The following is a 23,102-nucleotide window of genomic DNA, read 5'->3' as shown; positions in this document are numbered from 1 at the left end:
AAAAGAAAATTCAAAATATTTTATAATAATTGCTATCATAGTGATATTTATACAAGGAGGATTAAAATGGAAGATTTTATTTTGGAGTCCAGCTTTGGTCTACCTTTGCCTGGCAACAGGTCTTTTCTATTCGCTGCTTACTCGCTTTTTGCAAGTAAGGCATCTGAAAGAAATGATTAAACAAATGTTTCAAGGCAAAAGCTCGGAAGCGGGGATTTCTTCCTTCCAAGCTTTATCCGGACGGGTTGGGACGGGTAACATCGCCGGTGTTGCAACCGCCATTGCGTATGGGGGACCTGGTGCCGTGTTTTGGATGTGGCTCATTGCTTTCGTGGGGGCGGGGTCGGCATTTGTCGAGGCGGCCCTTGCACAAGTGTACAAAACGAAACAGGATGGCCAGTTTCGCGGCGGGCCGGCCTACTACATTGAGAAAGGGTTAAAAGTGAAATGGTATGCGGTAATTGTTTGCTATTGTTACAGTGTTGGCGACCGGTTTGCTCTTGCCGGGTGTGCAGGCCAATAGCATCGCCGCAGGAATCGAAAACGCGTTTGACATTGACCCAGCTATAACGGGAATTGGGATTGTCGTTCTTTTAGGCGCTATTATTTTCGGCGGTGTAAAGCGGATTGCCCGCGTAGCCGAATTTATTGTTCCGTTTATGGCGCTTGGATTACATTTTAGTGGCTTTATTTATCGTATTTGCGAATATTAGCGAACTGCCTCATGTGCTTGGCTTGATTTTCCGGAGCGCTTTTGGCATCGACGCGGCGTTTGGGGGAATTATTGGTGTTGCGATTTCGTGGGGAGTCAAGCGGGGGATTTATTCCAACGAAGCGGGTCAAGGAACCGCTCCGCACGCAGCCGCCGCTGCGGAAGTATCGCATCCGGCGAAACAAGGGTTAGTCCAAGCGTTTTCCGTCTATATCGATACATGGTTCGTTTGTTCGGCAACCGCATTTATGATTTTAATCACCGGCATGTATAATGTAACGCCGAAAGGAAAGGAGCCGATTGTGCAAAAGCTTGGCGATGTAGAACCAAGGCCTATTTTTACGCAAAAAGCAGTCGAAACGGTATTGCCAGGATTCGGTGTCCCATTTGTTGCGATCGCTTTATTCTTTTTCGCGTTTACGACCATTATGGCGTATTATTACATGGCGGAAACAAATTTAGCGTATATTACGAGACGAATGAAATCTAAATGGCTTCCATATGCGCTAAAAATTGCGATTTTAGTGGTAGTGTTTTACGGGCGGATCTTGCTTGGATGCTCGGCGATATCGGCGTCGGGAGCATGGCGTGGCTGAATATTATCGCGATCCTTTTATTAACGAAACCAGCATTAAAAGTGCTTAAAGATTATGAGGAACAGAAAAAAGCTGGCAAAGATCCGGTGTTCGATCCAGTGAAACTGGGCATCGCCGATGCGGACTTTTGGGAGAAGGAATATCCAGCTTCCCGCGCTATAGCGGTAAATGAAGACTAATATTTTCTAAAGAGAAAAAAGAGTTGTCTCTCGGCTTGAGACAACTCTTTTTTGCGTTATGGACGCGGCCATGAGGCAATCGCTTTGAGCGTTCCTTTTATGGAAAAACGCCCGAATTGATATGGAAGAATGAAATGGTCCCCTTTCGTTAAGTCGTATGCACGCCCTTCTGATATTAGCTGCCCCTTTCCATCAAGAATGCTGACGATAAGGAAATGTTTCGTTTGGTCCAAGTTGGCGGTTCCATTAATTTCCCACTTTTGCACGCCAAAGTAATCGCATTCGATAAATGTCGTAATTATAGCGTCGCCCGCTTTAGCGACGTTTGCATGAATATCCGCGTCGCGGTGCGGGACAGTAATGACGTCGAGCGCTTTATCTAAATGGAGTTCGCGTTTCTTCCCGTTGCTGTCGACGCGGTCATAGTCGTAGACGCGGTAGGTCGTGTCCGAGCTTTGCTGCGTTTCTAAGACGAGCGTGCCTTCACAAAGGGCGTGAATCGTGCCGCTAGGGACATAGAAAAAGTCGCCGGGCTTAATCGGAATTTTACGAAGCAGCTTGTCCCATTGCCCGTTTTCCATCATTTCCTTCAGTTCTTCTTTCGTTTTTGCATGATGTCCGTAAACAAGCTGAGCGCCTTGTTTACAGTCAATAATATACCAGCATTCCGTTTTGCCGAATTCGCCATTTTCATGTTCTTGGGCGTACGCGTCATCAGGGTGCACTTGCACCGATAAATCCGCGTTGGCATCTAAAATTTTCGTCAATAACGGAAAGCGGTCCGCTGGAAAGCGGCCGAATAAGTCATGCCGCTCTTGCCACAGTTGTCCAAGCGTCATTCCTTGAAACGGTCCGTTTTTAACCACGGTTTGTCCGTTCGGATGAGCGGAAACTGCCCAGCATTCTCCCGTATGTGCCGACGGGATGGAATAGCCGAATTCATCCGCCAATTTTGTGCCGCCCCAAATGCGCTCTTGAAAAATGGGAGTGAGAAAAATTGGCTCGATTTGCATGGGAATCACCCCTTTTATAGAGTTATACATGATTGCCATAACTTCATTATACAAAAATATTTCTGTTTATACTTGTTCAAATAATTGCATGACTTCTTCTTTTGTTTTGGCTTGTAGAAGCTGTTCGCGAAATTCGTCATCCATAAGTTTTCGAGATAAGAGTTGAAGAATTTTTAAATGTTCGTTACCCGCTTGTTCTTCTGGTACAGCGATCATAAAAATGAGCCGAGCTTTTTCTCCGTCTAAACTGTCCCAATCTACACCGCTGCGTTTTACCCCGAAGGCAACACACGTTTGCTTTACCGCATTACTTTTGCCATGAGGAATCGCAATGCCAAAGCCAATGCCTGTGCTTCCTTCCATTTCTCGATGGTACAGCGATTGTTTATATGCTTCTTTGTCGTATAAGGCTCCAGAACGATCGATCATAGTAGCCATTTCTTCCATAATCTCATCTTTCGTTTCTCCTTTTAGCTGCAGCTCAATCAATTCCATCGTCAGTAATTCTGTTAATTTCATTTTCGATTTCTCCCCTTTGCTTAGATTGAAGTAATTGATAAAATTCATCTGCAGTTTTGCAGATAGATAACTGTTTTAGCATTTGTTTGTCTTCGGAAAGAAGAGCTATTTCTTGAAACAGTTTTTTTATTTGCTTGTTATCGTTAAGGCGGTGGGCAATCATCAACACAAATTTTACCTGTTCACCATCCCAATCAATTGGCGAAGATAAGCGAGCTGCGCCAATAACGGATTGATTAATCCATTGCATTTGACCATGCGGAATGGCGATTCCTCCACCGATATATGTTGAGGAAAGTGTTTCCCGCTCTTTGGCGCTTTGTCCATATAGTGGTTCTACGTATCCTCGTTTGTAAAGTTCATCTGCTATATAGTCAATGGCTTCAAAGCGATTAGCAACGGATATATCAAGAAAAATACATGAAGGGTTTGTTAGTTGCCTTAACATTTCATAACGGCTTGGCTGGGACATACGTTCTATCCATTGCTCTATCATGTCAAGCTCTTGTTTTGGCAACAGAGGGCTTACCGTGATTACAGGAATTTTTCGATGCTTTAACGGAACAGTGCTAATAATTACATCTGGCTTTGTTGTAGCAATGATTTCATTGAGTTTTGCGATCGATGTAGCAGTAGCAATCTCTAATTTTGGAAATGCAGCGGATATCTTTGCTTCGATGAGACGAGATGTTCCTGAACCAGTGGCACAAACAATAACCGCTCTTATTTTCTCATTTTTGTGCTGTATTCGTTCCAAAGCCGCTTGAATATGAAGAACAATATAGGCGACCTCATCTTCAGGAATTGGAACATTTATTTTTTTCTCCACCTCTGGAATTAGCGACAGCACAATTTCAAACGGATAGCGATACATTTGTTTGATATCTTTTAATAAGGGATTTTTTACGGCTAACCCGTTCCGCAATCGATTGAGTGTAGAATGAACATGAATCGTAAGTCCAATTAGTAATTCTTTATCTTCGCGTAAGCGTTCATCGGTATGAAAGGAAATATCATGAATAAGCTCTTTTACAATTTGCATTGCCTCGTTATCCATTTTTGTTAACAGTTGTTCAATATCTTTTTTTTCATTTGTCTGATCATATCGCAATCTTGCACCAAGCAGATGCAACGTGATATACCCAATTTCTTCATCAGGGATTTTTACAGCAACCCATTGTTCAATTTGTTTCGCTAATTGTTCAGCAAGCCGATACTCGGGTTTTGTTTGCAATTCTTGCAACTGATTTGGATTGATATTAATACGATGCCCCATTTTAATCCGTTTAATTGCGATAGCGATATGCACTGTTAAACTGATGACAGACTGATCGGTAAGAGGAAATTCAAGCCATTCATCTATTTTTCGTATTTCTTTTTCAATTAAAGCAAGTTCGTATGGTTTCAATACGTCTTCAATTAATTTTAGTTGCTTGGCATCAAATATATAGTAAGAATGGTCTACAAGAAGTTCTACCAATCGTGACAGGGCGGTGCGCCATGCCTGTTCGGTTCCTTCTACTTTTATGCCGAGGTGAGGTTTCCGGATAAGTACAAGGCCGAACGATTGCAGCCATTGTTCGATTTCTTCTAAATCATTTTGAATAGCTGATTTACTGATATAAAATCGTTCGGCGAGCTGTTGCATCGTTACCGGTTTGTCTTCTGTGAGAAGTATTTTTATGAATTGAAGTTTTCGATAATCTTGGGAAGAATTTGTTTCTTCAAACAGGGACAAATCATGAAGAAGCTTTTGTTTTTCCGCCTCCTTCCCTCTAATAATGACCCCAACACTTGGTTTTCGCTCTATAACAATGTTTGGATATTTCTCGGAAAGAAATTCATCGAGTTCTTTTAAATCGTTACGAATTGTTTTCTCTGAACAAACTAGTTGACTCGCTAACGCTGCAACCGATGTGTACGTATGGGCAGTTAATAGCTGCTTTAATAATTGTTTATGGCGGGAAAGCATCACTATTCACCTCCTTATGTTTGTATTTCAATGAGATAAAAAGTGACAGCTTGTCGACAAAGTCGACAAGCTGGGAATCTTTGCTGTAAGCAAAGATTCTGAAACTAGACTGGTTTTTTAATGGCATTAACGAGCAAGGCAGTGACAACCGTTCCGATAATGATAGATACGAAGAACATCGGTACATGTTCTACAGCTTGGAATACGGCAACAATCGGACCGCCATGTGGTACATGATCGGTAACGCCGCTTAACATGGCAATGACGGAACCCACCATTGAACCGATCATAATGCTTGGAATGACACGAAGAGGATCTCGTGCTGCGAATGGAATAGCACCTTCAGTAATACCGACGAGCCCCATAGCAAGTGCCGCTTTTCCAGCTTCCCGTTCTTCTTCCGTGAATTTGGATTTGTTAAGCAATGTTGCTAATCCTAGTCCAAGAGGCGGTATACAAATCGCTACAGCAATCGCCCCCATAATATGGGCATTTCCTTCTGCAATCATAGCAGAACCAAATAAAAAGGCAACTTTGTTGACAGGTCCTCCCATGTCAAATGCAATCATTGCTCCGAGAATCATAGCAAGAATCACTTTGCTAGCTCCTTGCATGCTGTTGAGCCAAGAAGTGAGCCATTCCATAATGCCGGCAATTGGCTGACCGAGAATGAAAATGAAAATAACTGCTACAAGGATCGAAGAAAATAAAGGAATGACCAGTATTGGCATAATCGGTTGAATAATTTTCGGTACAGGAATGCTTTTAATCCATTTTGCGATGTAGCCAGCTAAAAATCCAGCGATAATTCCTCCGATAAATCCAGCGCCTGCTTCACTGCCATAAAAACTTCCATTTGCTGCAATATAACCCCCGATCATACCAGGAGCGAGACCAGGGCGGTCAGCGATACTGATGGCGATAAAGCCAGATAAAATTGGAACCATGAAGGTAAAGCTAGCTGTTCCTACATTGAGAATATCGTTCCATATAGACTCTTTTGGAATAACAAGGCCTTTTTCTGTTGGTTCACCGCCAATAGCGAGAGAAAGAGCGATTAAAAGTCCGCCGATTACGACGAATGGAATCATATAGGAAACGCCATTCATCAAGTTACGGTAAATTGGATTTTGTTTTTGTTTTCGTTCTGTTTTCACTTCCTCAATAGTTTTGAGTGTATCGGACTGTGGCTTTCCGTATACGGGAACTTCATTGCGTTCAAATTTAGCAATGAGCTCTTCAGGTTTACGGATACCGTCTGTGACGGATACTTCAAGCACCCGTTTCCCATAAAAACGGCTTTTATCTACTTGCTTATCAGCAGCAATAATAATTCCATCTGCAGATTGAATGTCCTCTGGAGTTAGTTCATTTTCTACTCCAATGGAACCTTGTGTCTCTACTTTCATTTCATGTCCCATTTTTTCCGCCGCTTTTGCTAGTTTTTCAGCGGCCATATATGTGTGCGCAATACCATTAGGACATGATGTAACGGCAAGTAGTTTCATGTTGTTACCTCCTTTTTTGTAAACCTTTTCACAATTTAATACTAACGTAATTCGACATCGAAAATAGAATAAATAGATACCGTAAGTTCCGGTAAAAAATTGTGGAAATAGAGAAAGAGCCGTTCCATAAGACGGCTCTTTTGTTATGATGGATCGTCGCCGATTTTGTTTAAAGGCTGCTGAGCCGGCCCTTCGACGACATCGCCGTGAATGGAAAAGCGTGAGCCGTGACACGGGCAGTCCCACGTGCGGTCGCCGCTGTTCCATTCGAGTTCGCATCTCATGTGGGTGCATGTCGTATCGACGATGAACAATGTCCCGCTTTCATCTTTATACGCGCCGGCACGTTTTCCGTTCACGACGACAACGGCGCCTTCGCCGTTTGCCAAGTCTTCCGGCTTGCGGACGACCATCTCTATTTTTCCTTCGACGAGATGTTTCGCGACATCGACATTTTGCGTAAGAAAATGTTTAACGCTTGGGTCGGCATAAAACCGCGACGGAGTATATAAGTCATGGTAGCGGTTGTCGCGGCCTAGGATCAGGTCGCTGATTAATAGCCCCGCTACTGTTCCATTCGTCATGCCCCACTTGCGGTACCCTGTCGCGACATAGATGTTCGGTGCGCCCGCGGTCATGTTTCCGATGTACGGCACTTTATCGAGCGTCGTTAAATCTTGCGCCGACCAGCGGTATGGGATGTCGGTCACCGTAAATAACTCCGAGGCAAACGACTGTAACGCCTCGTAATGCCGCATTGTTGGAACGCCCTGTCCTGTCTTGTGGTTTTCCCCGCCGATTAAAATTAAGTTTTCCCCATTCATGGTGGTGTAGCGGACGGAACGCTTCGGGTTGTCCGCGCTTAAATACATGCCGCCAGGATAGGTTTCAGCGATTTTCACGCCTAATACGTAAGAGCGTTCCGCGTACATGCGCGAAAAGTAAAAACCGCCGTCATAAAACGGAAAATGGGAACAAATGACGACATGCTCGCATGCAACACGTTTTTTGTCACGGGTGACGACCGCAAGCGTCGATCCTTGCTCAATGTCAGCGGCAGGAGTGTGCTCATAAATGTGCCCGCCGGCTTGGACAATGGAATTCACTAGTTTTACCAAATATTTTAATGGATGAAATTGCGCCTGATTTTTCATCACTACAGCGGCTTTCACGGGGATCGGAAGTGGGATCGAATCGACGAACTCCCCGTCAATGCCGAGCTTTTCATACGCTTTCCATTCGTTTATCAACTTTGTCAGCGATGAGGAAGAATCGGTGTATATATACGCGTCTTGTTCCATAAAATCGCAGTCAATGGCTTCTTGTTTAACCGTGCTTCGAATAAAACGCAATGCTTCCATGCATGCTGCATAGTACAGTTTCGCTTTTTCCAGTCCAAGGTGGCTGATCAGCTCATCATAAATGATATCGTGCTGGGCGGTAATTTTTGCCGTCGTATGCCCTGTCGTTCCGTTGAGAAGACGGTCCGCTTCCAATAAAGTGACGCGCGCTCCTTTTTTGGCGAGCAAATAGGCGGTCGTGATTCCAGAAATTCCTCCGCCGATAATAGCGACATCGGTGCGGATATGTTCTGATAGTTTCGGGAACGACGGCAGCGCGACCGATGTCCGCCAATACGGTTCCAGTGATGAAGGAAGAGATGGCATCGTAACAAAAGCCTCCTTATTGCGTGTTAATATACATTAGTTTTGCTCGTTCTTAGGCAAACTATCCATCTGTGTTCTAACAATCGGTAAACAGAGGTTAAAAATGACTTAGAAAATCTGTCTATGATAAAATAAAGAAAAAACAGACATGTGGGAAACAAGCGAGAAGAGCGGCTTATGTACACAGGAGAAGGGTAGTTGATACAATGAAAATATGGCAGAATATGGAGTTATGCCTTTTGATGAGAAGACTATGGAAAAAAGACAAATTGACGTTTTTGCATTCGTATCGTGTCACAAAAATATTGATGTCATTTGTTCATTATGCTGAGCTCGAGACGGAGAAGATAAAAAATTTAGAATTAGGCTCTCTACTTCATGATATTGGAAAAATAAAGGTGAGAGCAGAGATTTTGCAGAAAAAAGGAAAGCTTCTTGAACATGAATACGAGGAAATGAAAAAGCACCCGCAATTGGGAGCAGAGATTTTGGCGAAATATGCGCTTCCAGAAATGGTGGAAAAAATGGCGCTTTCTCATCATGAACGTTGGGATGGCAATGGATATCCATATGGATTGAAAGGAAAGGAAATTCCACTAGAAGCAAGAATATTAGCGCTTGCCGATTCGCTGGAGGCGATGACGGGAATTCGCCCGTATCGTTCTTCGTTAAGCTGGGAGGAAGCGTACGAAGAAATCGTGAAAGGAAAAGGAACACAATTTGATCCCGAACTGGCGTCGATGTTTCTCCGATGGATGGAATATGAGCGGATTCCTGTCGAATACAGCTTATCGGCATTGCTAGAAAACACTATATATTAAAATAGGCAGATGTAGCGTTAGCCATCTGCTTTTTCTTTTTTGCTCTTGCATGCAATAAAAATGAAAGATGGTACAATAGAAGCGAAGACATAGCGAAGCGTTGCGTTAGCGTCTCTCTCCGATGGAGGAGCGCTTCAACTCTACATGTAAGAGTGGGAAAAAATTCGAAAAATAATAGTTAAAGGAAGATCAGAAGTGAATAAATATTCAAGTTTTTATGAAGGAAATTCATCTATTTGGCACGATAGTTCCATTTTGGAACATTACGGATTAAATGAATTGAATTTCGAGTCGATTAAAAATTACCGAGAAAAGTTTGCAGCTGTCAAGCCAAATCATCCGTGGAACGGGTTGGAGACGAAAGAATTTTTATACAAGATCGGTGCATGGGGGAAACTGCGGGATAGCAGCAAAGAAGGGGTTACGTTGGCCGGATTGTTAATGTTTAGTGAGGAACGCGTTATTACAGAAGTTTTGCCGCAATATTTTCTTGAATACCGTGAAAGTTTGGACGGTATAGTAACGAACGATTGGATAAAGCGATTCACCTCTCAAGACGGCACATGGTCCGGCAATTTGTACGATTTTTATTTTAAAGTGATGTCACAGCTGCAGAAACATAATCTGGCCCGTTCCGTGCAAACTGCGCTGCGCGAGGCGCTTGTCAATGCCATTGTTCATGCCGATTATTTAGGAGAAGGCGGCATTATTGTAGAAAAAGAAAACGGTGTGTTTCGCTTTGCCAATCCAGGATTATTTCGCATTCCGATCGATTCGGCGCTTTCTGGGCATATGAGCAATCTCCGCAATCCGAATTTGTTTAAAATGTTTATTTTGATCGGTCTTTGCAAGCGAGCTGGTTTCGGGTTAAAGCATATTGTCGCAACATGGAGCGACCCGCAATGCAAACAGCCTGAATTTATTCAACATTCGAATCCAGAACGAACTGTCGTGATATTATATCCGTTCGATTTTCCAGATGAAACAGCTGTATCATATGAAACAGATATATATCAAGATATAGAACAGCATGATAACGGCGAAATAGATCTTACGTTAACGGAAGAAGATGCAAACTCCGTAAATAAGCAGTCAATCTCCATAAATAGCGAAGATAGCTCTATAAATAGCGAAGAAAACTCCGTGAATAAACAAGCAAACTCCGTAAATAATCAACCGATCTCCATAAATAGCGGTGTTTACTCCGTAAATATCGAAGGAAACTACGTAAATAATGATTTGAACTCCGTAAATAATCACCTTAACTCCGTAAATAACGAGCCGTCTTCATCTGATCCAGACAAAGAAAAGAGTGAAATCGATGAAAAACTATGGAACATTGCGGAGTTAGCAAGAAAGAAAAAACGATTGCCTCCAAGTGTGATGGAAAATATCATTTTGCAGCTTTGTGCGCAAAGACCGCTGATGTTAAAGGAATTAGCGGCTTTATTGGAGAGAACACCGGACGGATTAAGGAACAACTATTTAGGGAAGCTAATCGAAGAAGGGAAAATCCGTCTGAAATATCCAGATCAGCCAAATCATCCGAAACAAGCGTATATGAAAGCGACGGAATAGAAGGCGCCATCAGGCAGCCTTCTTTTTTTATGTTACATAGAAGTTTGTAGTGAATGGCACAATGAGAAAATTACGCCTTAGGTCTTAGAGAAAAATAACGCCTCAGCTCATTATCGAAATAGGGAACGGTTGCTAGGATGGAGGCAGAAAGGAGGGAAAAAGGTGAAAAAAATCGGATTGTTCATCATTGGTGCGATTGCGGCGGTTACGCTTTTTGCCAACCTTGGTTCTCTCGCTGTTTTGGCAGTGAGCCTTGTCATTTTGTATTATGCTTGGAAACGATGGATGAAAGCAGACACAACAATGAAAAAACTTTTTTGGATTGCGATCGGGATCATCGCTTTCGTTGCTTCCGCTTCGAATGCGCCTGCGCTCATTGCGGTTGCCGCGGCGTATGTGTTGTATGTAGTTTATCAAAAATGGAATGAAACCAAACAGATGAAGCCGAAAGAAATCGATGACCCGTTTGCTCATTTTGAAAAGCAGTGGGCAGAGTTAGAACGAAACTTTTAAAGGAGGAAAACAGGGATGGCCGATTTATTAACGAGAATCAAAAATATCATCATGGCTGATTTGCATGAGATGATCGATCAAAAAGAAAAGAAAAATCCAATTGCTTTATTAAATGAATATTTGCGGCAATGCGAAAAGGAAGTAGAAAAGGTTCGTCATCTGCTTGAGCGGCAGCACCTATTGAAGACAGAACTCATGCGCGAATACAATCAGGCGAAAGAGCTTGCGGATAAGCGGAAGTATCAAGCGCAAATCGCTTCCCAGGCGGGGGAAAACGAATTATATGAATTTGCCGTTTTGGAACAGACAAAATATGAAGAGAGAGCAGCCCGAATACAAGAGTTGCTTCAGCAAGCAACAAACGAGTTAGAACAGTTGGAAAGAAAATATGAAGAAATGAAACATAAATTAAAAGATATGCACATTCGCCGCATGCAGCTTATGGGGCGGGAGAATGTCGCACGCGCGCATTACCGGATGGATAAAGTGCTGCAAGCAGGATGGAACGATGCCGCTTATTCCCGTTTTCACGAAATGGAACAATACTTAGAACGCTTGGAACAAAACGTCAAAGCCAATTACTATGCAAGCACGATTGACGCACGCATCGCGCAATTGGAGAAAAAGCTGGAAACAGAAAAGACAAATTCCATTTCATAACGGAACCGTGGTATTCTAAAAGGGCGTATACATATTAGCGCCCTTTTTTCGCTAGCTGTATAATGGAGATGCGGCAATCGTCATAAGGAGGGAGGAAAAAAGATGCTTCGTCAGCAAAAAACAGATCACGCCGCTTGGCTTGCCATGATCGCCATCATTCTCTTTTTGGCAGAGCTGCTATTGTTTCAACATGGGAATATTTTCTCCATGCTTTTCGCAATTGGCTGTATGTATATAGGGCGAAAGCGGATGCCGAAGCTGTCAGGTATTGTTCTGTTTTGGCTTGGACTCATTAGTTTTGTCATTTCGTTAGCTAGCATGGTGACATTTCGCATTTCATTGTTTCTTATTTTAGTGTATATCATTTGGCAGTACATGCAATCGAAAAAAGCCCCTGTGCAGATACAGCCAATCATGACCGAGCGAAAGCATGACGAGTCCTCCCTCCTTGAGCGAAAACCGCTCTGGAATAACAGCTTCTTTAGCAGCCAAAAAACACCGGAACGTGTTTATGAATGGGAAGATATTAACATTCAAGGCGGGATTTCCGATGTGGTGATTGATTTAAGTTATACGGTGCTTCCGAAAGGAGAAGCCGTCATTGTCATCCGCCATTTGATCGGAAACGTGCAAATTCTTGTGCCGTATGAAGTGGAAGTGCGCCTGCACCATTCGGCAATCTATGGCTCCGCTATTGTTTTTGAGCGAAAGGAAGCGAATTTGTGGAACGAAACCGTTTGTTTTCAAACAAAAGGATATGAGGAAGCGGAGCAAAAGGTCAAAATACTCACCTCGATGATCATCGGGACAATCGAGGTGAAGCATGTATGAATGCGGTGCAGCGCTATATTGTCGCAGGAATTGGCTTTTCATTGTTCGTTTTCATTGTTACATCAGTGCTAATATTTCTCACGTATCCGTTACCGGACTGGTCTTTATTATGGGAAAAAGAAATAATGGGTGTTCCGTTTCTGTTATTTATGACGGGGGTTAGTATAGCCGCTGGAACAGTGTTTGGCATTGTGTTCGGGTTTTTTTGGCAAAAACAGTGGCGAATGGTAATGGATTCGCTGCGCCAGCTCGAACATGGCCAGCCTGTTTCCTCTATGGAGCCTCCAAAGCTGAAAGAAGTGGCAGCGATGGTAGCGCACATTCAAAAAATTCAAAAGCAGATAACGGAACAAGTGAAATTGTCGCAGCGGCTCGCTAATGAAAGGGCGGAAGAGCAAGAAAAGCGGATTCAGGATATCATTTCCCAAGAGCGGCATCGGCTTGCGCGCGAGCTTCATGATTCGGTCAGCCAGCAGCTGTTTGCCGCCTCGATGCTTATTTCCGCCATCAATGAAACAAAAACGTTTTCCGACGAGCGCGAAGAAAAACAGTTTCGTTTAATTGAAGAAATGATTCACCAATCGCAATTGGAAATGCGGGCGTTATTGCTTCATCTTCGCCCGATCGCCCTCAAAGGCAAATCGCTCAAAGAAGGGATTCAAGAGTTATTGATGGAACTAAAGCAAAAAGTGCCGCTGCATATTGAGTGGAAAGTGGAAGACATTCCGCTTGATAAAGGGGTAGAAGACCATTTATTTCGCATCTTGCAAGAGTCGATTTCCAATACGCTTCGTCATGCAAAGGCGACAAAATTGGAAGTATTGTTAGTGAAACGAGACCAACTTGTCATTTTGCGTGTATCGGATGATGGCGTCGGCTTCCAAGTCGACCAAGTGAAAGCAGGGTCGTACGGTTTGCAAAATATGCATGAACGCGCGCTGGAGATCGGCGGGACACTGCAAATCATCAGTGTGCCAAATCAAGGAACGCGGTTAGAGGTGAAAGTGCCGATTATAGAGGGGGGAAAATCGTGATCCGTGTCTTATTGGCCGATGATCATGAAATGGTGAGAATCGGCGTTTCGGCATTTTTGGCGTCGCAGCCGGATATGGAAGTGGTGGGAGAAGCCGATAGCGGCAAGCGCGCTGTGGAGTTGGCGCTAGAGCTGCGCCCAGATATTATTTTAATGGATTTAGTGATGCCGGAAATGGACGGAATTGAAGCGACAAAGCAGATTATCGCCCAGTGGCCGGAAGCGAAAATTATCGTTGTAACGAGCTTTTTAGATGATGAGAAAGTGTATCCGGCCTTGGAAGCCGGGGCAACAAGCTATATGCTGAAGACGTCGAAAGCGAACGAAATTGCCAACGCGATCCGTGCCACGTTTTACGGCCAATCGGTGTTAGAACCGGAAGTGACGAATAAAGTAATGACAAAAATGAAACAAAAGAAAGAACCCCTCCCTCACGAAGAATTGACGAACCGGGAGATGGAAGTGCTTTTGTTAATGGCGCAAGGAAAAACGAATCAAGAAATCGCTGATGAGCTGTTTATTGCGGTGAAAACGGTGAAAGTCCACGTCAGCAACATATTAAGCAAACTAGGAGTACAAGATCGGACACAGGCGGTGATTTATGCATTTAAACATTCGTTAGTCAAATAGTTCATTGGTAAAGCGATAAACGAAAGAAAGGGAAACAACGATGATGGAGGCCATAAAAAAGTAGAAAGGCAGCATAAAGACGGCGCAGAAAAACATCCATCCCCTATGATAGATGGGGATGGATGTTCCTTTTAGCTTGCTTATTTTTCTTGCGTATGTTTTTATGCCGCTGATGCATGGCTTTCGAATATATGAACATTTTATGAACACATTGCTCAACATTTCACAAATTAGACAAACTAAAAATTCCATTGGCTATTTATAATAGGGGTGTAATAGATGGAAGTATTTCCATCTTATATTTTTAATTTTAATTGTGAAATATTTCACAAAGAAAGGAGACTATGTATGGCTGTTGAGGAAAGAGCAATCGATAAAAAAATCGAAGTGGCAAAAATGATTGATAAGCTCGTCGCTAATGCACAGAAAGCGTTAGAACAATTTCGCGCTTACGATCAAGAAACGATCGATCATATCGTGAAAGAAATGGCGTTAGCCGGGCTCGACAAGCATATGGCATTAGCCAAGCTCGCAGTAGAAGAAACAAAACGCGGTGTATATGAAGATAAAATCATAAAAAACCTTTTTGCGACAGAATATATATACCACAATATTAAGTATGATAAAACAGTCGGGATTATTCATGAAAATCCGCATGAAGAAATTATCGAAATTGCCGAACCTGTTGGCGTTATTGCTGGGATCACACCGGTAACAAACCCGACATCGACAACGATGTTTAAAGCGTTAATCTCGATAAAAACACGCAACCCGATTATTTTTGCTTTTCATCCATCGGCGCAACGATGCAGCAGCGAAGCAGCAAGAGTGCTGCGCGATGCGGCGATTCGGGCAGGAGCTCCAGAACATTGCATTCAATGGATTGAAACTCCGTCGCTTGAAGCAACGCGTCAGCTTATGCACCATCCTGGCGTTTCTCTCATTTTAGCAACTGGTGGCGCCGGTATGGTGAAAGCGGCGTACAGCTCTGGAAAACCAGCTTTAGGCGTCGGACCTGGCAATGTGCCTTGCTATATTGAAAAAACGGCAAACATTAAGCGGGCGGTAAATGATTTAATTTTATCGAAAACGTTTGATAATGGCATGATTTGCGCTTCCGAACAAGCAGTCATTGTTGATAAAGAAATTTACGAACAAGTAAAAAAAGAAATGATTGAAAACCGTTGTTATTTCTTAAATGAAGAAGAAAAGAAAAAAGTAGAAAAGCTCGTTATTAATGAAAATACATGCGCCGTCAACCCGGATATCGTCGGAAAGCCAGCTTATGAAATTGCGAAAATGGCTGGCATCGCTGTGCCGGAAGACACAAAAATTCTTGTTGCTGAGTTAAAAGGGGTTGGACCAAAATATCCGTTGTCTCGTGAAAAATTAAGCCCTGTCCTTGCTTGTTATAAAGTAAACAGCACGGAAGAAGGATTTAAGCGCTGTGAGGAAATGCTGGAATTTGGCGGCTTGGGACATTCTGCTGTCATCCATTCCGATGATCAAGAAGTGGTTACCGAATTTGGCAAACGGATGAAAGCGGGACGGATTATCGTTAATGCGCCGTCTTCGCAAGGAGCAATCGGTGATATTTACAATGCGTACATTCCGTCATTAACGCTGGGATGCGGCACGTTTGGCGGGAATTCTGTTTCGGCAAACGTCAGTGCGGTTCATCTTGTCAATATTAAAAGAATGGCGAAAAGAACGGTAAATATGCAATGGTTTAAAGTGCCGCCGAAAATTTATTTCGAAAAAAATGCCGTACAATACTTAGCGAAAATGCCGAACATTTCCAGAGCTTTTATCGTCACCGATCCGGGAATGGTCAAGCTCGGATATGTCGATAAAGTGCTGTATTACTTGCGCAGACGCCCGGATTATGTGCATAGTGAAATTTTCTCCGAAGTAGAACCAGATCCTTCTATTGAAACGGTAATGAGAGGCGTCGACATGATGAGAAACTTCGAGCCAGACGTGATTATCGCGCTCGGAGGCGGCTCGCCAATGGATGCGGCAAAAGCGATGTGGCTCTTTTACGAGCATCCGGCAGCGGATTTCAACGCATTAAAACAAAAATTTTTAGATATTCGAAAACGCGTTTATAAATATCCAAAACTAGGCCAAAAAGCGAAGTTTGTCGCCATTCCGACGACATCAGGAACAGGATCGGAAGTAACGTCTTTTGCCGTCATTACCGATAAAAAAACGAATATAAAATATCCGTTGGCAGATTATGAATTGACACCGGACGTCGCGATTGTTGATCCACAATTTGTCATGACCGTGCCAAAACATGTCACCGCCGATACGGGAATGGATGTATTGACACATGCGATCGAAGCGTATGTCTCCAATATGGCAAATGATTATACCGATGGTCTTGCCATGAAAGCAATCCAACTCGTATTTGAATATTTGCCGCGGGCATATCAAAACGGAGCGGATGAGCTTGCCCGGGAGAAAATGCATAACGCCTCTACGATTGCGGGAATGGCATTTGCCAACGCGTTTTTAGGCATTAACCATAGTTTGGCTCATAAACTTGGCGCGGAATTCCATATTCCGCATGGGCGCGCGAATACCATTTTGATGCCGCATGTCATTCGCTATAACGCAGCGAAACCGAAAAAATTTACCGCATTTCCGAAATACGAGTATTTCAAAGCGGACCAGCGCTATGCAGAAATTGCGAGAATGCTCGGCTTGCCGGCCCGCACAACGGAAGAAGGGGTCGAAAGCCTCGTTCAGGCGATCATTAAGCTGGCAAAACAGTTGGATATGCCGCTGAGCATTGAAGCATGCGGCGTCAGCAAACAAGAATTTGAAAGCAAAGTTGAAAAATTAGCCGAATTGGCTTTCGAAGACCAATGTACTACTGCTAACCCGAAACTCCCGCTTGTTAGCGATTTAGTTCATATTTATCGCCAAGCGTTTAAAGGAGTTTAAAACCCTCCCCTATAGAAAAGAGGATGGCTCATCTACCGCTCACGAGCACAGCGAGCCATCCTTTTTCCATGTGCAAAAAGCTTTCATGAGAGGAAGGAGGAGATGGTCATTGATTACGTAAGAGATACTGTACCTTCTGTTCCGTTTAGAATTCGCTGTGCCATTTGCACGCTTTTTTCCGAAGGAGGCTCGATTCCTTCCAAAGGGTATTTTAATCCAAGTGCTTTCCATTTGTATACTCCTAATTTATGGTACGGGAGAATTTCAATTTTTTCCACATTATTTAACGTACGAATAAAAGCGGCGAGACGGCGCAAGTCATTTGGGTCGTCTGTAATGGTTGGCACGAGAACATGCCGGATCCAAACGGGAACGTTTTTTTCGGATAAAAACCGAGCAAATTGTAAAATATGTTTATTGGTTTTTCCTGTCAATTTCCGATGTTTTTTCTCATCAATATGTTTTAAATCAAGCAAAATTAAATCAGTATAAGAAAGCAATTCGTTTAATTTTTGCTGGAACGGTGCTTCCGTCGTGTAGCATCCTCCCGATGAATCGACCGCGGTATGAATGCCCAGTTTTTTGCATGCTTTAAATAATTCAATTAAAAAATCGATTTGTAACAAAGGCTCTCCGCCGCTGACGGTAATTCCACCGTTGGAAGCGTTGATAAACGGCAAGTATGTTTTCACGTCATCGATAATTTCTTCGACGGTCATTTCTTTTCCTTTCCCAATTTCCCACGTATCGGCGTTATGGCAATATTGACAGCGCAATACACATCCTTGTGTAAAGATGACATAGCGAAGGCCCGGCCCATCGACGGTGCCGCACGATTCGATGGAGTGAATAAATCCTTTCATGCGCATGTTCTCCTTCCTAAGAGAAATATCCCCCTCTCAAGAAGGAGGGGGGAGATTATTACATCGTTTCGTGGAACGTGCGGTTAATGACGTCAATTTGTTGTTCGCGCGTTAGTTTAATGAAGTTGACGGCATATCCAGAAACGCGAATCGTTAATTGCGGATATTTTTCTGGATGTTCCATCGCATCTAATAACGTTTCGCGATTCAACACGTTAATGTTGAGATGATGCCCGCCTTTTTCCATGTATCCGTCTAAAATGGCGACAAGGTTGCGAACACGGTCTGGTTCCTCTTTTCCTAACGCTTTCGGCACGATCGAGAACGTATTCGAAATGCCATCTAATGCATGTTCATATGGCAATTTCGCGACAGAGCTTAACGAAGCGAGCGCTCCTTTCGTGTCACGGCCGTGCAACGGGTTTGCTCCTGGGGCAAACGGTTCGCCAGCGCGGCGGCCATCTGGTGTATTTCCGGTTTTTTTCCCGTATACGACGTTGGATGTAATCGTTAAAATCGATAGCGTATGTCTCGAATCGCGATACGTTTTATGTTTTTTCAATTTCGTCATAAAACGTTCAACTAAATCAACGGCAATTTGGTCGACGCGATCATCGTTATTTCCGTATTTCGGGAAGTCGCCTTCCATTTCAAAATCAACGGCAATGCCGTTTTCATCGCGGATCGGCTTGACTTTTGCGTATTTGATCGCACTTAACGAATCGACGACAACCGATAACCCGGCAATACCAGTGGCCATTGTGCGTAAAACGTGAGTATCGTGAAGCGCCATTTCAATGCGTTCATAACAATATTTGTCGTGCATGTAATGGATGACATTAAGTGTGTTAATATAAAGTTCGGCAAGCCATTCAAGCACTTGATCGAATTTATGCATCACTTCGTCATAATCTAAATATTCGGAGGTGATTGGCGCAAATTCAGGGCCAACTTGAATTTTTAATTTTTCATCGACGCCGCCGTTAATCGCATATAACAATGCTTTTGCGAGGTTGGCGCGCGCTCCGAAAAATTGCATTTGTTTGCCGATTCGCATCGCCGATACGCAGCAGGCAATTCCGTAGTCATCGCCAAATTCAACGCGCATTAAGTCGTCGTTTTCATATTGAATCGAACTTGTTTTTATCGACATTTTTGCACAATATTCTTTGAACGCTTCCGGCAATTGTTTCGACCAAAGTACGGTTAAGTTTGGTTCAGGCGCAGGTCCTAAGTTATCTAACGTATGAAGGAAGCGGAACGAGTTTTTCGTTACTAGCGGACGACCATCAATGGCAATGCCGCCGATCGATTCTGTCACCCATGTCGGGTCTCCGCTAAACAGTTCGTTATATTCCGGCGTTCTTGCAAATTTGACAAGGCGCAATTTCATCACAAAATGGTCGACAAGTTCTTGCGCTTCTTTTTCCGTTAATGTACCTTCTGCAAAGTCGCGTTCGATATAAATATCCAAGAAGGTGGAAACGCGCCCTAAGCTCATCGCTGCGCCGTTTTGTTCTTTAATAGCGGCAAGATAAGCGAAATAGAGCCATTGGAATGCTTCGTGTGCGTTTCGTGCCGGCTTGGAAATATCATATCCATAGCTTAACGCCATTTGTTTTAACTCATTTAACGCGCGAATTTGCTCAGAAATTTCTTCGCGAAGGCGGATAATGTCTTCCGTCATCGTTCTTGCGCCAGTGTTTTTCAAGTCTTTTTGTTTTTCTTCGATCAGACGATCGACACCGTATAACGCGACGCGACGATAGTCGCCAATAATGCGGCCGCGTCCGTACGCATCTGGAAGACCGGTGATAATTCCTGCTTTGCGCGCTAATCTCATCTCGTCGGTGTAAACGTCAAATACACCTTGGTTGTGTGTTTTTCGGTATTCCGTAAAGATTTTTTTCACTTCGTCGCTTACTTTGTAGCCGTACGCTTCGCATGATTGCTGCGCCATGCGAATGCCGCCGAACGGCATTAATGCACGCTTAAATGGCTTATCTGTTTGAAAACCTACGATTTTTTCCAAGTCTTTGTTTAAATAACCTGGTCCGTGGGAAGTGATGGTCGAAACAATTGATGTGTCCATATCGAGAACGCCGCCTTTTTCGCGCTCTTGTTTCGACAATTCCATCACTTGTTCCCATAGTTTTTTCGTTGCTTCTGTAGGTCCTTCTAGAAATGATTCATCCCCATAGTAAACGGTTACATTGTTTAAAATAAAATCACGGACGTCAATCGCTTTTTTCCATTTTGACCCTTTAAAATTCCGCCACGGGTCTAATACAGCAGTAGCTTGTTTCATAACAGATCCCCTCCCAATCGTCTGTAAATATAACAAATTGATAAAAATATATATAACAGTTTTCGTCTATACAATACTACATTTTTGGATTATTAGATCCATCTATTATTGAATAATTTGTGAAATGTTGAGCAATATGAATTGGATGATGAATAAAGCTGTAACAGATCGAGAAGAAGAATGTAAAAAATAAAAATCTCCATCCCTATAAAAGGGATGGAGCGGTTGTTTCGTTAAACTTGTTTTTTGTCAGAAGCGTGGGCATGACGGTTGTGCATGCCTTTTACATAATAGACGGCAACGAGCAAGATGAGCCAGGCTGGCCCGATGATAAGCGCGATTCGTGTATCTTTAAAGTAGCCCATTAAAACCGCCACTCCGATAAGGAAGGCAAGAGCAATGTATGAGCTGTAAGGATAAAACGGCATTTTATATTTTAATTGTTGCCGTTTTTCCGGGCTTAAGCGTTTGCGGAACCGCAATTGCGAAAGCAAAATAATCGCCCATGTCCAAATTGCGCCAAATGTGGCGACGCTCGTTACCCATTGGAAAACTTTTTCGGAAACGTAGTTTAAATACACACCGACTAGCATTGCTAACGCCGTGACGATAAGGGCGACGCCTGGAATTCCGCGATTGGTCAGTTTAGCGAAGGAAGGCGGCGCTTCCTTTTGTTCGGCCAAGTTAAAGAGCATGCGGCTTGTGCTGAAAATCCCGCTGTTGCATGAAGACAAAGCGGCCGTTAAAACAACGAAGTTGATGATTCCCGCCGCGGCGTGAATGCCGATTTTTTCAAACGTCAACACAAACGGGCTTCCTTTTTCACCGATTTCGTTCCAAGGGTAAATGGACATGATGACAAACAATGCGCCGACATAGAAAATTAAAATGCGCCAAAATACGCTATTGACCGCCTTGGTTAGCGATTTTTCCGGATTTTTCACTTCTCCAGCCGTAACGCCAAGCATTTCAATTCCTAAGTAGGCGAACATCACCATTTGCAAAGACATTAATACACCGGTAATGCCGTTCGGGAAAAAGCCGCCATGTTCCCAAAGGTTGCTGATGCCGGTGGGGATTCCGCCATTGCCGATTCCAAACAAAATCATGCCAAAGCCGACGACAATCATAAATACAATCGTAACAATTTTAATAAGGGCAAACCAAAATTCTAATTCCCCGTATGCTTTGACGGCGAGGAAATTAATCAATGTCATTAAGATTAAAGCAGCTAACGCCCACATCCATCTTGGCGTATCCGGAAACCAAAATTGCATATAAATGCCGACGGCCGTAATTTCCGCAATACAAGTAACGACCCATAAAAACCAATAGTTCCAACCGGTCAAATAACCGGCAAGCGGTCCTAAATAGTCATGTGCGTAGCGGCTGAATGAACCGGCCACCGGGTTTTCCACGGCCATTTCCCCGAGCGCGCGCATAATAAAGAACATAATCGCGCCGCTTACCGCGTATGCCAGCAAAATCGCTGGTCCCGCTAGTTTGATGGCATTGGCCGAGCCGAGAAATAAGCCGACTCCAATCGCCGCGCCAAGAGACATAAGAGAGATATGTCTTTCCTCTAATCCGCGGTGTAGTTGTTGCTGATGTTTGGGGGGTTGCATCGTCATTCCTCCTGTTGATGAAAATAATGGATGATGTATTAAAAGCGTTTACATAATTATAATAGTACATACTATATCAGAAATGAAATAATATTTAATGTTTTTACATTATTTGCTTTTGCCTGCATGGCGGAAATTTTGTACAATGAGATTCGTTCTGGCTACAGCAGGAATATAGAAAAGTGAAGGTGATAGCAATGAACGAGCGAGAAGCAAAAGCGTTCATTGAACAGCTGCAAAAAGAAGGATTGTTAACGGAAGAAATGCGTCTTATTTGGGAAATGATTTTACCGGAACGGTTAAAACGAATGTATGACATACTCCAACAGCGGACTCGCTATGTTACGGTGTTGACGGAAGCGGTCGATGACCCGCATAACCAAGCGGCCGTATTGCGCACAGCGGAAGCGTTTGGCGTACAGGATGTATATGTAGTGGCAGGGAGAGCACCGTTCCAGCCGAATCCGCTCGTGACGCGGTATGCCGATAAATGGCTGACGCTTCGGCAACAATCGAATATTGTAACAGCGATTAAAGATTTACAAGCAAAAGGCTATCGAGTTTACGCTAGCTATCTCGGCGAAGGAACGATTCGCCTTTGCGACATTGATGTGTCGCAACCGACGGCGCTTCTGTTTGGCAACGAGCATAGCGGCGTGTCGCAAGAGGCGATCCGTGTCGCCGATGCGACGTTTATGATTCCGATGTACGGGTTTGTCCAAAGTTTTAATATATCGGTAGCGGCGGCGCTGGCGCTGTATGATGTAACCGAACGGGCGCGCCGGCAGGCAGGCGAGCGCTACTATTTATCATTTCAAGAGAAAAAGGAGCTATACGAAAAATGGATGTGGCAAACGTTGAATCCGCGCACTCGCGAACGGATGAAGGCGCGGCTCGGCCGTTCTTTTTAGCCTTCCCTAGTTATGGGGAAGGCTTATTTTTCTTGAAAGAGCTGTTATTGGCTAATTTTCATTTTTTAGTCATAATCATGAATATTTATTGAAAAAATATTGAACTATTTGTGACAAATCTATTTCGAATTTATGAATTTTTGCTTTTATTAGTTTCAACTATTTTTACTTTTGATATGGTAGAAATAAATGCTTATAATGCTGTCAAAAA

Annotated in this window: 17 protein-coding genes and 1 pseudogene; 10 read left to right on the top strand and 8 right to left on the bottom strand. The window is 43.4% G+C overall.

Features of this window, described 5'->3' with window-relative positions; all coding sequences use genetic code 11:
• The first annotated feature begins 49 nt into the window (after nucleotides 1–49).
• Nucleotides 50–1,487 (top strand): annotated as a pseudogene (locus MWM02_RS19110) (alanine/glycine:cation symporter family protein).
• 56 nt (nucleotides 1,488–1,543) lie between these two features.
• Here MWM02_RS19110 and manA read toward each other — a convergent pair.
• From manA to MWM02_RS19085, 5 genes are all read right to left on the bottom strand, one after another.
• Nucleotides 1,544–2,500: a mannose-6-phosphate isomerase, class I gene (gene manA / locus MWM02_RS19105; protein ID WP_064552880.1), complete on the bottom strand. Its 957-nt coding sequence runs from the start codon at nucleotides 2,498–2,500 to the stop codon at nucleotides 1,544–1,546.
• 66 nt (nucleotides 2,501–2,566) lie between these two features.
• On the bottom strand, nucleotides 2,567–3,019 hold the full coding sequence (locus MWM02_RS19100) for a PTS sugar transporter subunit IIA (RefSeq protein WP_064552879.1): 453 nt from the start codon (nucleotides 3,017–3,019) through the stop codon (nucleotides 2,567–2,569).
• Nucleotides 2,982–4,991: a BglG family transcription antiterminator gene (locus tag MWM02_RS19095; protein WP_244402699.1), complete on the bottom strand. Its 2,010-nt coding sequence runs from the start codon at nucleotides 4,989–4,991 to the stop codon at nucleotides 2,982–2,984. Before MWM02_RS19095 ends, MWM02_RS19100 begins: the two co-directional genes overlap by 38 nt.
• A gap of 104 nt (nucleotides 4,992–5,095) precedes the next feature.
• Nucleotides 5,096–6,499, bottom strand: a complete 1,404-nt coding sequence (locus MWM02_RS19090; protein WP_064552877.1) for a PTS fructose transporter subunit IIC — start codon at nucleotides 6,497–6,499, stop codon at nucleotides 5,096–5,098.
• A 143-nt stretch (nucleotides 6,500–6,642) separates the two neighbouring features.
• Nucleotides 6,643–8,166 (bottom strand): FAD-dependent oxidoreductase, encoded by a 1,524-nt coding sequence (locus MWM02_RS19085; RefSeq protein WP_064552876.1) that lies wholly within the window; start codon nucleotides 8,164–8,166, stop codon nucleotides 6,643–6,645.
• A 242-nt stretch (nucleotides 8,167–8,408) separates the two neighbouring features.
• Between MWM02_RS19085 and MWM02_RS19080 the strand changes: the two genes are divergently transcribed.
• The 8 genes from MWM02_RS19080 (at nucleotide 8,409) to adhE (ending at nucleotide 17,184) form a co-directional block, all read left to right on the top strand.
• Entirely contained in the window at nucleotides 8,409–8,987 is a 579-nt protein-coding gene (locus MWM02_RS19080; protein ID WP_232509635.1) for an HD-GYP domain-containing protein, read from the top strand.
• A gap of 195 nt (nucleotides 8,988–9,182) precedes the next feature.
• Nucleotides 9,183–10,565, top strand: coding sequence for an ATP-binding protein (locus tag MWM02_RS19075; RefSeq protein WP_064552874.1), 1,383 nt, complete (start codon nucleotides 9,183–9,185; stop codon nucleotides 10,563–10,565).
• A 162-nt stretch (nucleotides 10,566–10,727) separates the two neighbouring features.
• Complete coding sequence (locus MWM02_RS19070; protein ID WP_244402698.1) at nucleotides 10,728–11,078, top strand: lmo0954 family membrane protein; 351 nt, start codon at nucleotides 10,728–10,730, stop codon at nucleotides 11,076–11,078.
• Between the two features lie 15 nt (nucleotides 11,079–11,093).
• Nucleotides 11,094–11,738 (top strand): PspA/IM30 family protein, encoded by a 645-nt coding sequence (locus MWM02_RS19065; protein ID WP_244402697.1) that lies wholly within the window; start codon nucleotides 11,094–11,096, stop codon nucleotides 11,736–11,738.
• Nucleotides 11,739–11,840: 102 nt separating this feature from the next.
• Nucleotides 11,841–12,569 carry a cell wall-active antibiotics response protein LiaF gene (gene liaF / locus MWM02_RS19060; protein WP_244402696.1) on the top strand — a complete coding sequence of 243 codons (729 nt, stop codon included), beginning with the start codon at nucleotides 11,841–11,843 and terminating at the stop codon, nucleotides 12,567–12,569.
• Complete coding sequence (locus tag MWM02_RS19055) at nucleotides 12,566–13,603, top strand: sensor histidine kinase (protein ID WP_244402695.1); 1,038 nt, start codon at nucleotides 12,566–12,568, stop codon at nucleotides 13,601–13,603. Before liaF ends, MWM02_RS19055 begins: the two co-directional genes overlap by 4 nt.
• Nucleotides 13,600–14,232 carry a response regulator transcription factor gene (locus tag MWM02_RS19050; RefSeq protein ID WP_064552869.1) on the top strand — a complete coding sequence of 211 codons (633 nt, stop codon included), beginning with the start codon at nucleotides 13,600–13,602 and terminating at the stop codon, nucleotides 14,230–14,232. The genes MWM02_RS19055 and MWM02_RS19050 overlap by 4 nt, the downstream gene beginning before the upstream one ends.
• 348 nt (nucleotides 14,233–14,580) lie before the next feature.
• The gene (adhE, locus tag MWM02_RS19045) at nucleotides 14,581–17,184 is read left to right on the top strand and encodes a bifunctional acetaldehyde-CoA/alcohol dehydrogenase (protein WP_244402694.1); all 2,604 of its coding nucleotides are present in this window, start codon (nucleotides 14,581–14,583) and stop codon (nucleotides 17,182–17,184) included.
• 113 nt (nucleotides 17,185–17,297) lie between these two features.
• On the opposite strand, the gene pflA is transcribed toward adhE, so the two are convergent.
• From pflA to MWM02_RS19030, 3 genes are all read right to left on the bottom strand, one after another.
• Complete coding sequence (pflA, locus tag MWM02_RS19040; protein ID WP_064552931.1) at nucleotides 17,298–18,047, bottom strand: pyruvate formate-lyase-activating protein; 750 nt, start codon at nucleotides 18,045–18,047, stop codon at nucleotides 17,298–17,300.
• Nucleotides 18,048–18,105: 58 nt separating this feature from the next.
• Nucleotides 18,106–20,355: a formate C-acetyltransferase gene (gene pflB, locus MWM02_RS19035; RefSeq protein ID WP_064552867.1), complete on the bottom strand. Its 2,250-nt coding sequence runs from the start codon at nucleotides 20,353–20,355 to the stop codon at nucleotides 18,106–18,108.
• A gap of 233 nt (nucleotides 20,356–20,588) precedes the next feature.
• Nucleotides 20,589–21,980, bottom strand: coding sequence for an amino acid permease (locus MWM02_RS19030; protein ID WP_064552866.1), 1,392 nt, complete (start codon nucleotides 21,978–21,980; stop codon nucleotides 20,589–20,591).
• Between the two features lie 197 nt (nucleotides 21,981–22,177).
• Between MWM02_RS19030 and MWM02_RS19025 the strand changes: the two genes are divergently transcribed.
• Nucleotides 22,178–22,891: a TrmH family RNA methyltransferase gene (locus MWM02_RS19025; protein ID WP_064552865.1), complete on the top strand. Its 714-nt coding sequence runs from the start codon at nucleotides 22,178–22,180 to the stop codon at nucleotides 22,889–22,891.
• Nucleotides 22,892–23,102 lie beyond the last annotated feature (211 nt).

It is taken from the genome of Parageobacillus sp. KH3-4, assembly GCF_022846435.1.
In the GTDB taxonomy this organism is placed as follows: Bacteria; Bacillota; Bacilli; order Bacillales; family Anoxybacillaceae; genus Parageobacillus; species Parageobacillus thermoglucosidasius_A.
This window is presented reverse-complemented; position numbering and strand designations above follow the sequence as displayed.

Excerpts from the sequence above, each read along its gene's own strand:
- manA (WP_064552880.1), bottom strand. The coding sequence starts at position 2,500 with ATGCAAATCGAGCCAATTTTTCTCACTCCCATTTTTCAAGAGCGCATT.
- MWM02_RS19100 (WP_064552879.1), bottom strand. The coding sequence starts at position 3,019 with ATGAAATTAACAGAATTACTGACGATGGAATTGATTGAGCTGCAGCTA.
- MWM02_RS19095 (WP_244402699.1), bottom strand. The coding sequence starts at position 4,991 with ATGCTTTCCCGCCATAAACAATTATTAAAGCAGCTATTAACTGCCCAT.
- MWM02_RS19090 (WP_064552877.1), bottom strand. The coding sequence starts at position 6,499 with ATGAAACTACTTGCCGTTACATCATGTCCTAATGGTATTGCGCACACA.
- MWM02_RS19085 (WP_064552876.1), bottom strand. The coding sequence starts at position 8,166 with ATGCCATCTCTTCCTTCATCACTGGAACCGTATTGGCGGACATCGGTC.
- MWM02_RS19080 (WP_232509635.1), top strand. The coding sequence starts at position 8,409 with ATGAGAAGACTATGGAAAAAAGACAAATTGACGTTTTTGCATTCGTAT.
- MWM02_RS19065 (WP_244402697.1), top strand. The coding sequence starts at position 11,094 with ATGGCCGATTTATTAACGAGAATCAAAAATATCATCATGGCTGATTTG.
- liaF (WP_244402696.1), top strand. The coding sequence starts at position 11,841 with ATGCTTCGTCAGCAAAAAACAGATCACGCCGCTTGGCTTGCCATGATC.
- MWM02_RS19055 (WP_244402695.1), top strand. The coding sequence starts at position 12,566 with ATGAATGCGGTGCAGCGCTATATTGTCGCAGGAATTGGCTTTTCATTG.
- adhE (WP_244402694.1), top strand. The coding sequence starts at position 14,581 with ATGGCTGTTGAGGAAAGAGCAATCGATAAAAAAATCGAAGTGGCAAAA.
- pflA (WP_064552931.1), bottom strand. The coding sequence starts at position 18,047 with ATGAAAGGATTTATTCACTCCATCGAATCGTGCGGCACCGTCGATGGG.
- pflB (WP_064552867.1), bottom strand. The coding sequence starts at position 20,355 with ATGAAACAAGCTACTGCTGTATTAGACCCGTGGCGGAATTTTAAAGGG.
- MWM02_RS19030 (WP_064552866.1), bottom strand. The coding sequence starts at position 21,980 with ATGCAACCCCCCAAACATCAGCAACAACTACACCGCGGATTAGAGGAA.
- MWM02_RS19025 (WP_064552865.1), top strand. The coding sequence starts at position 22,178 with ATGAACGAGCGAGAAGCAAAAGCGTTCATTGAACAGCTGCAAAAAGAA.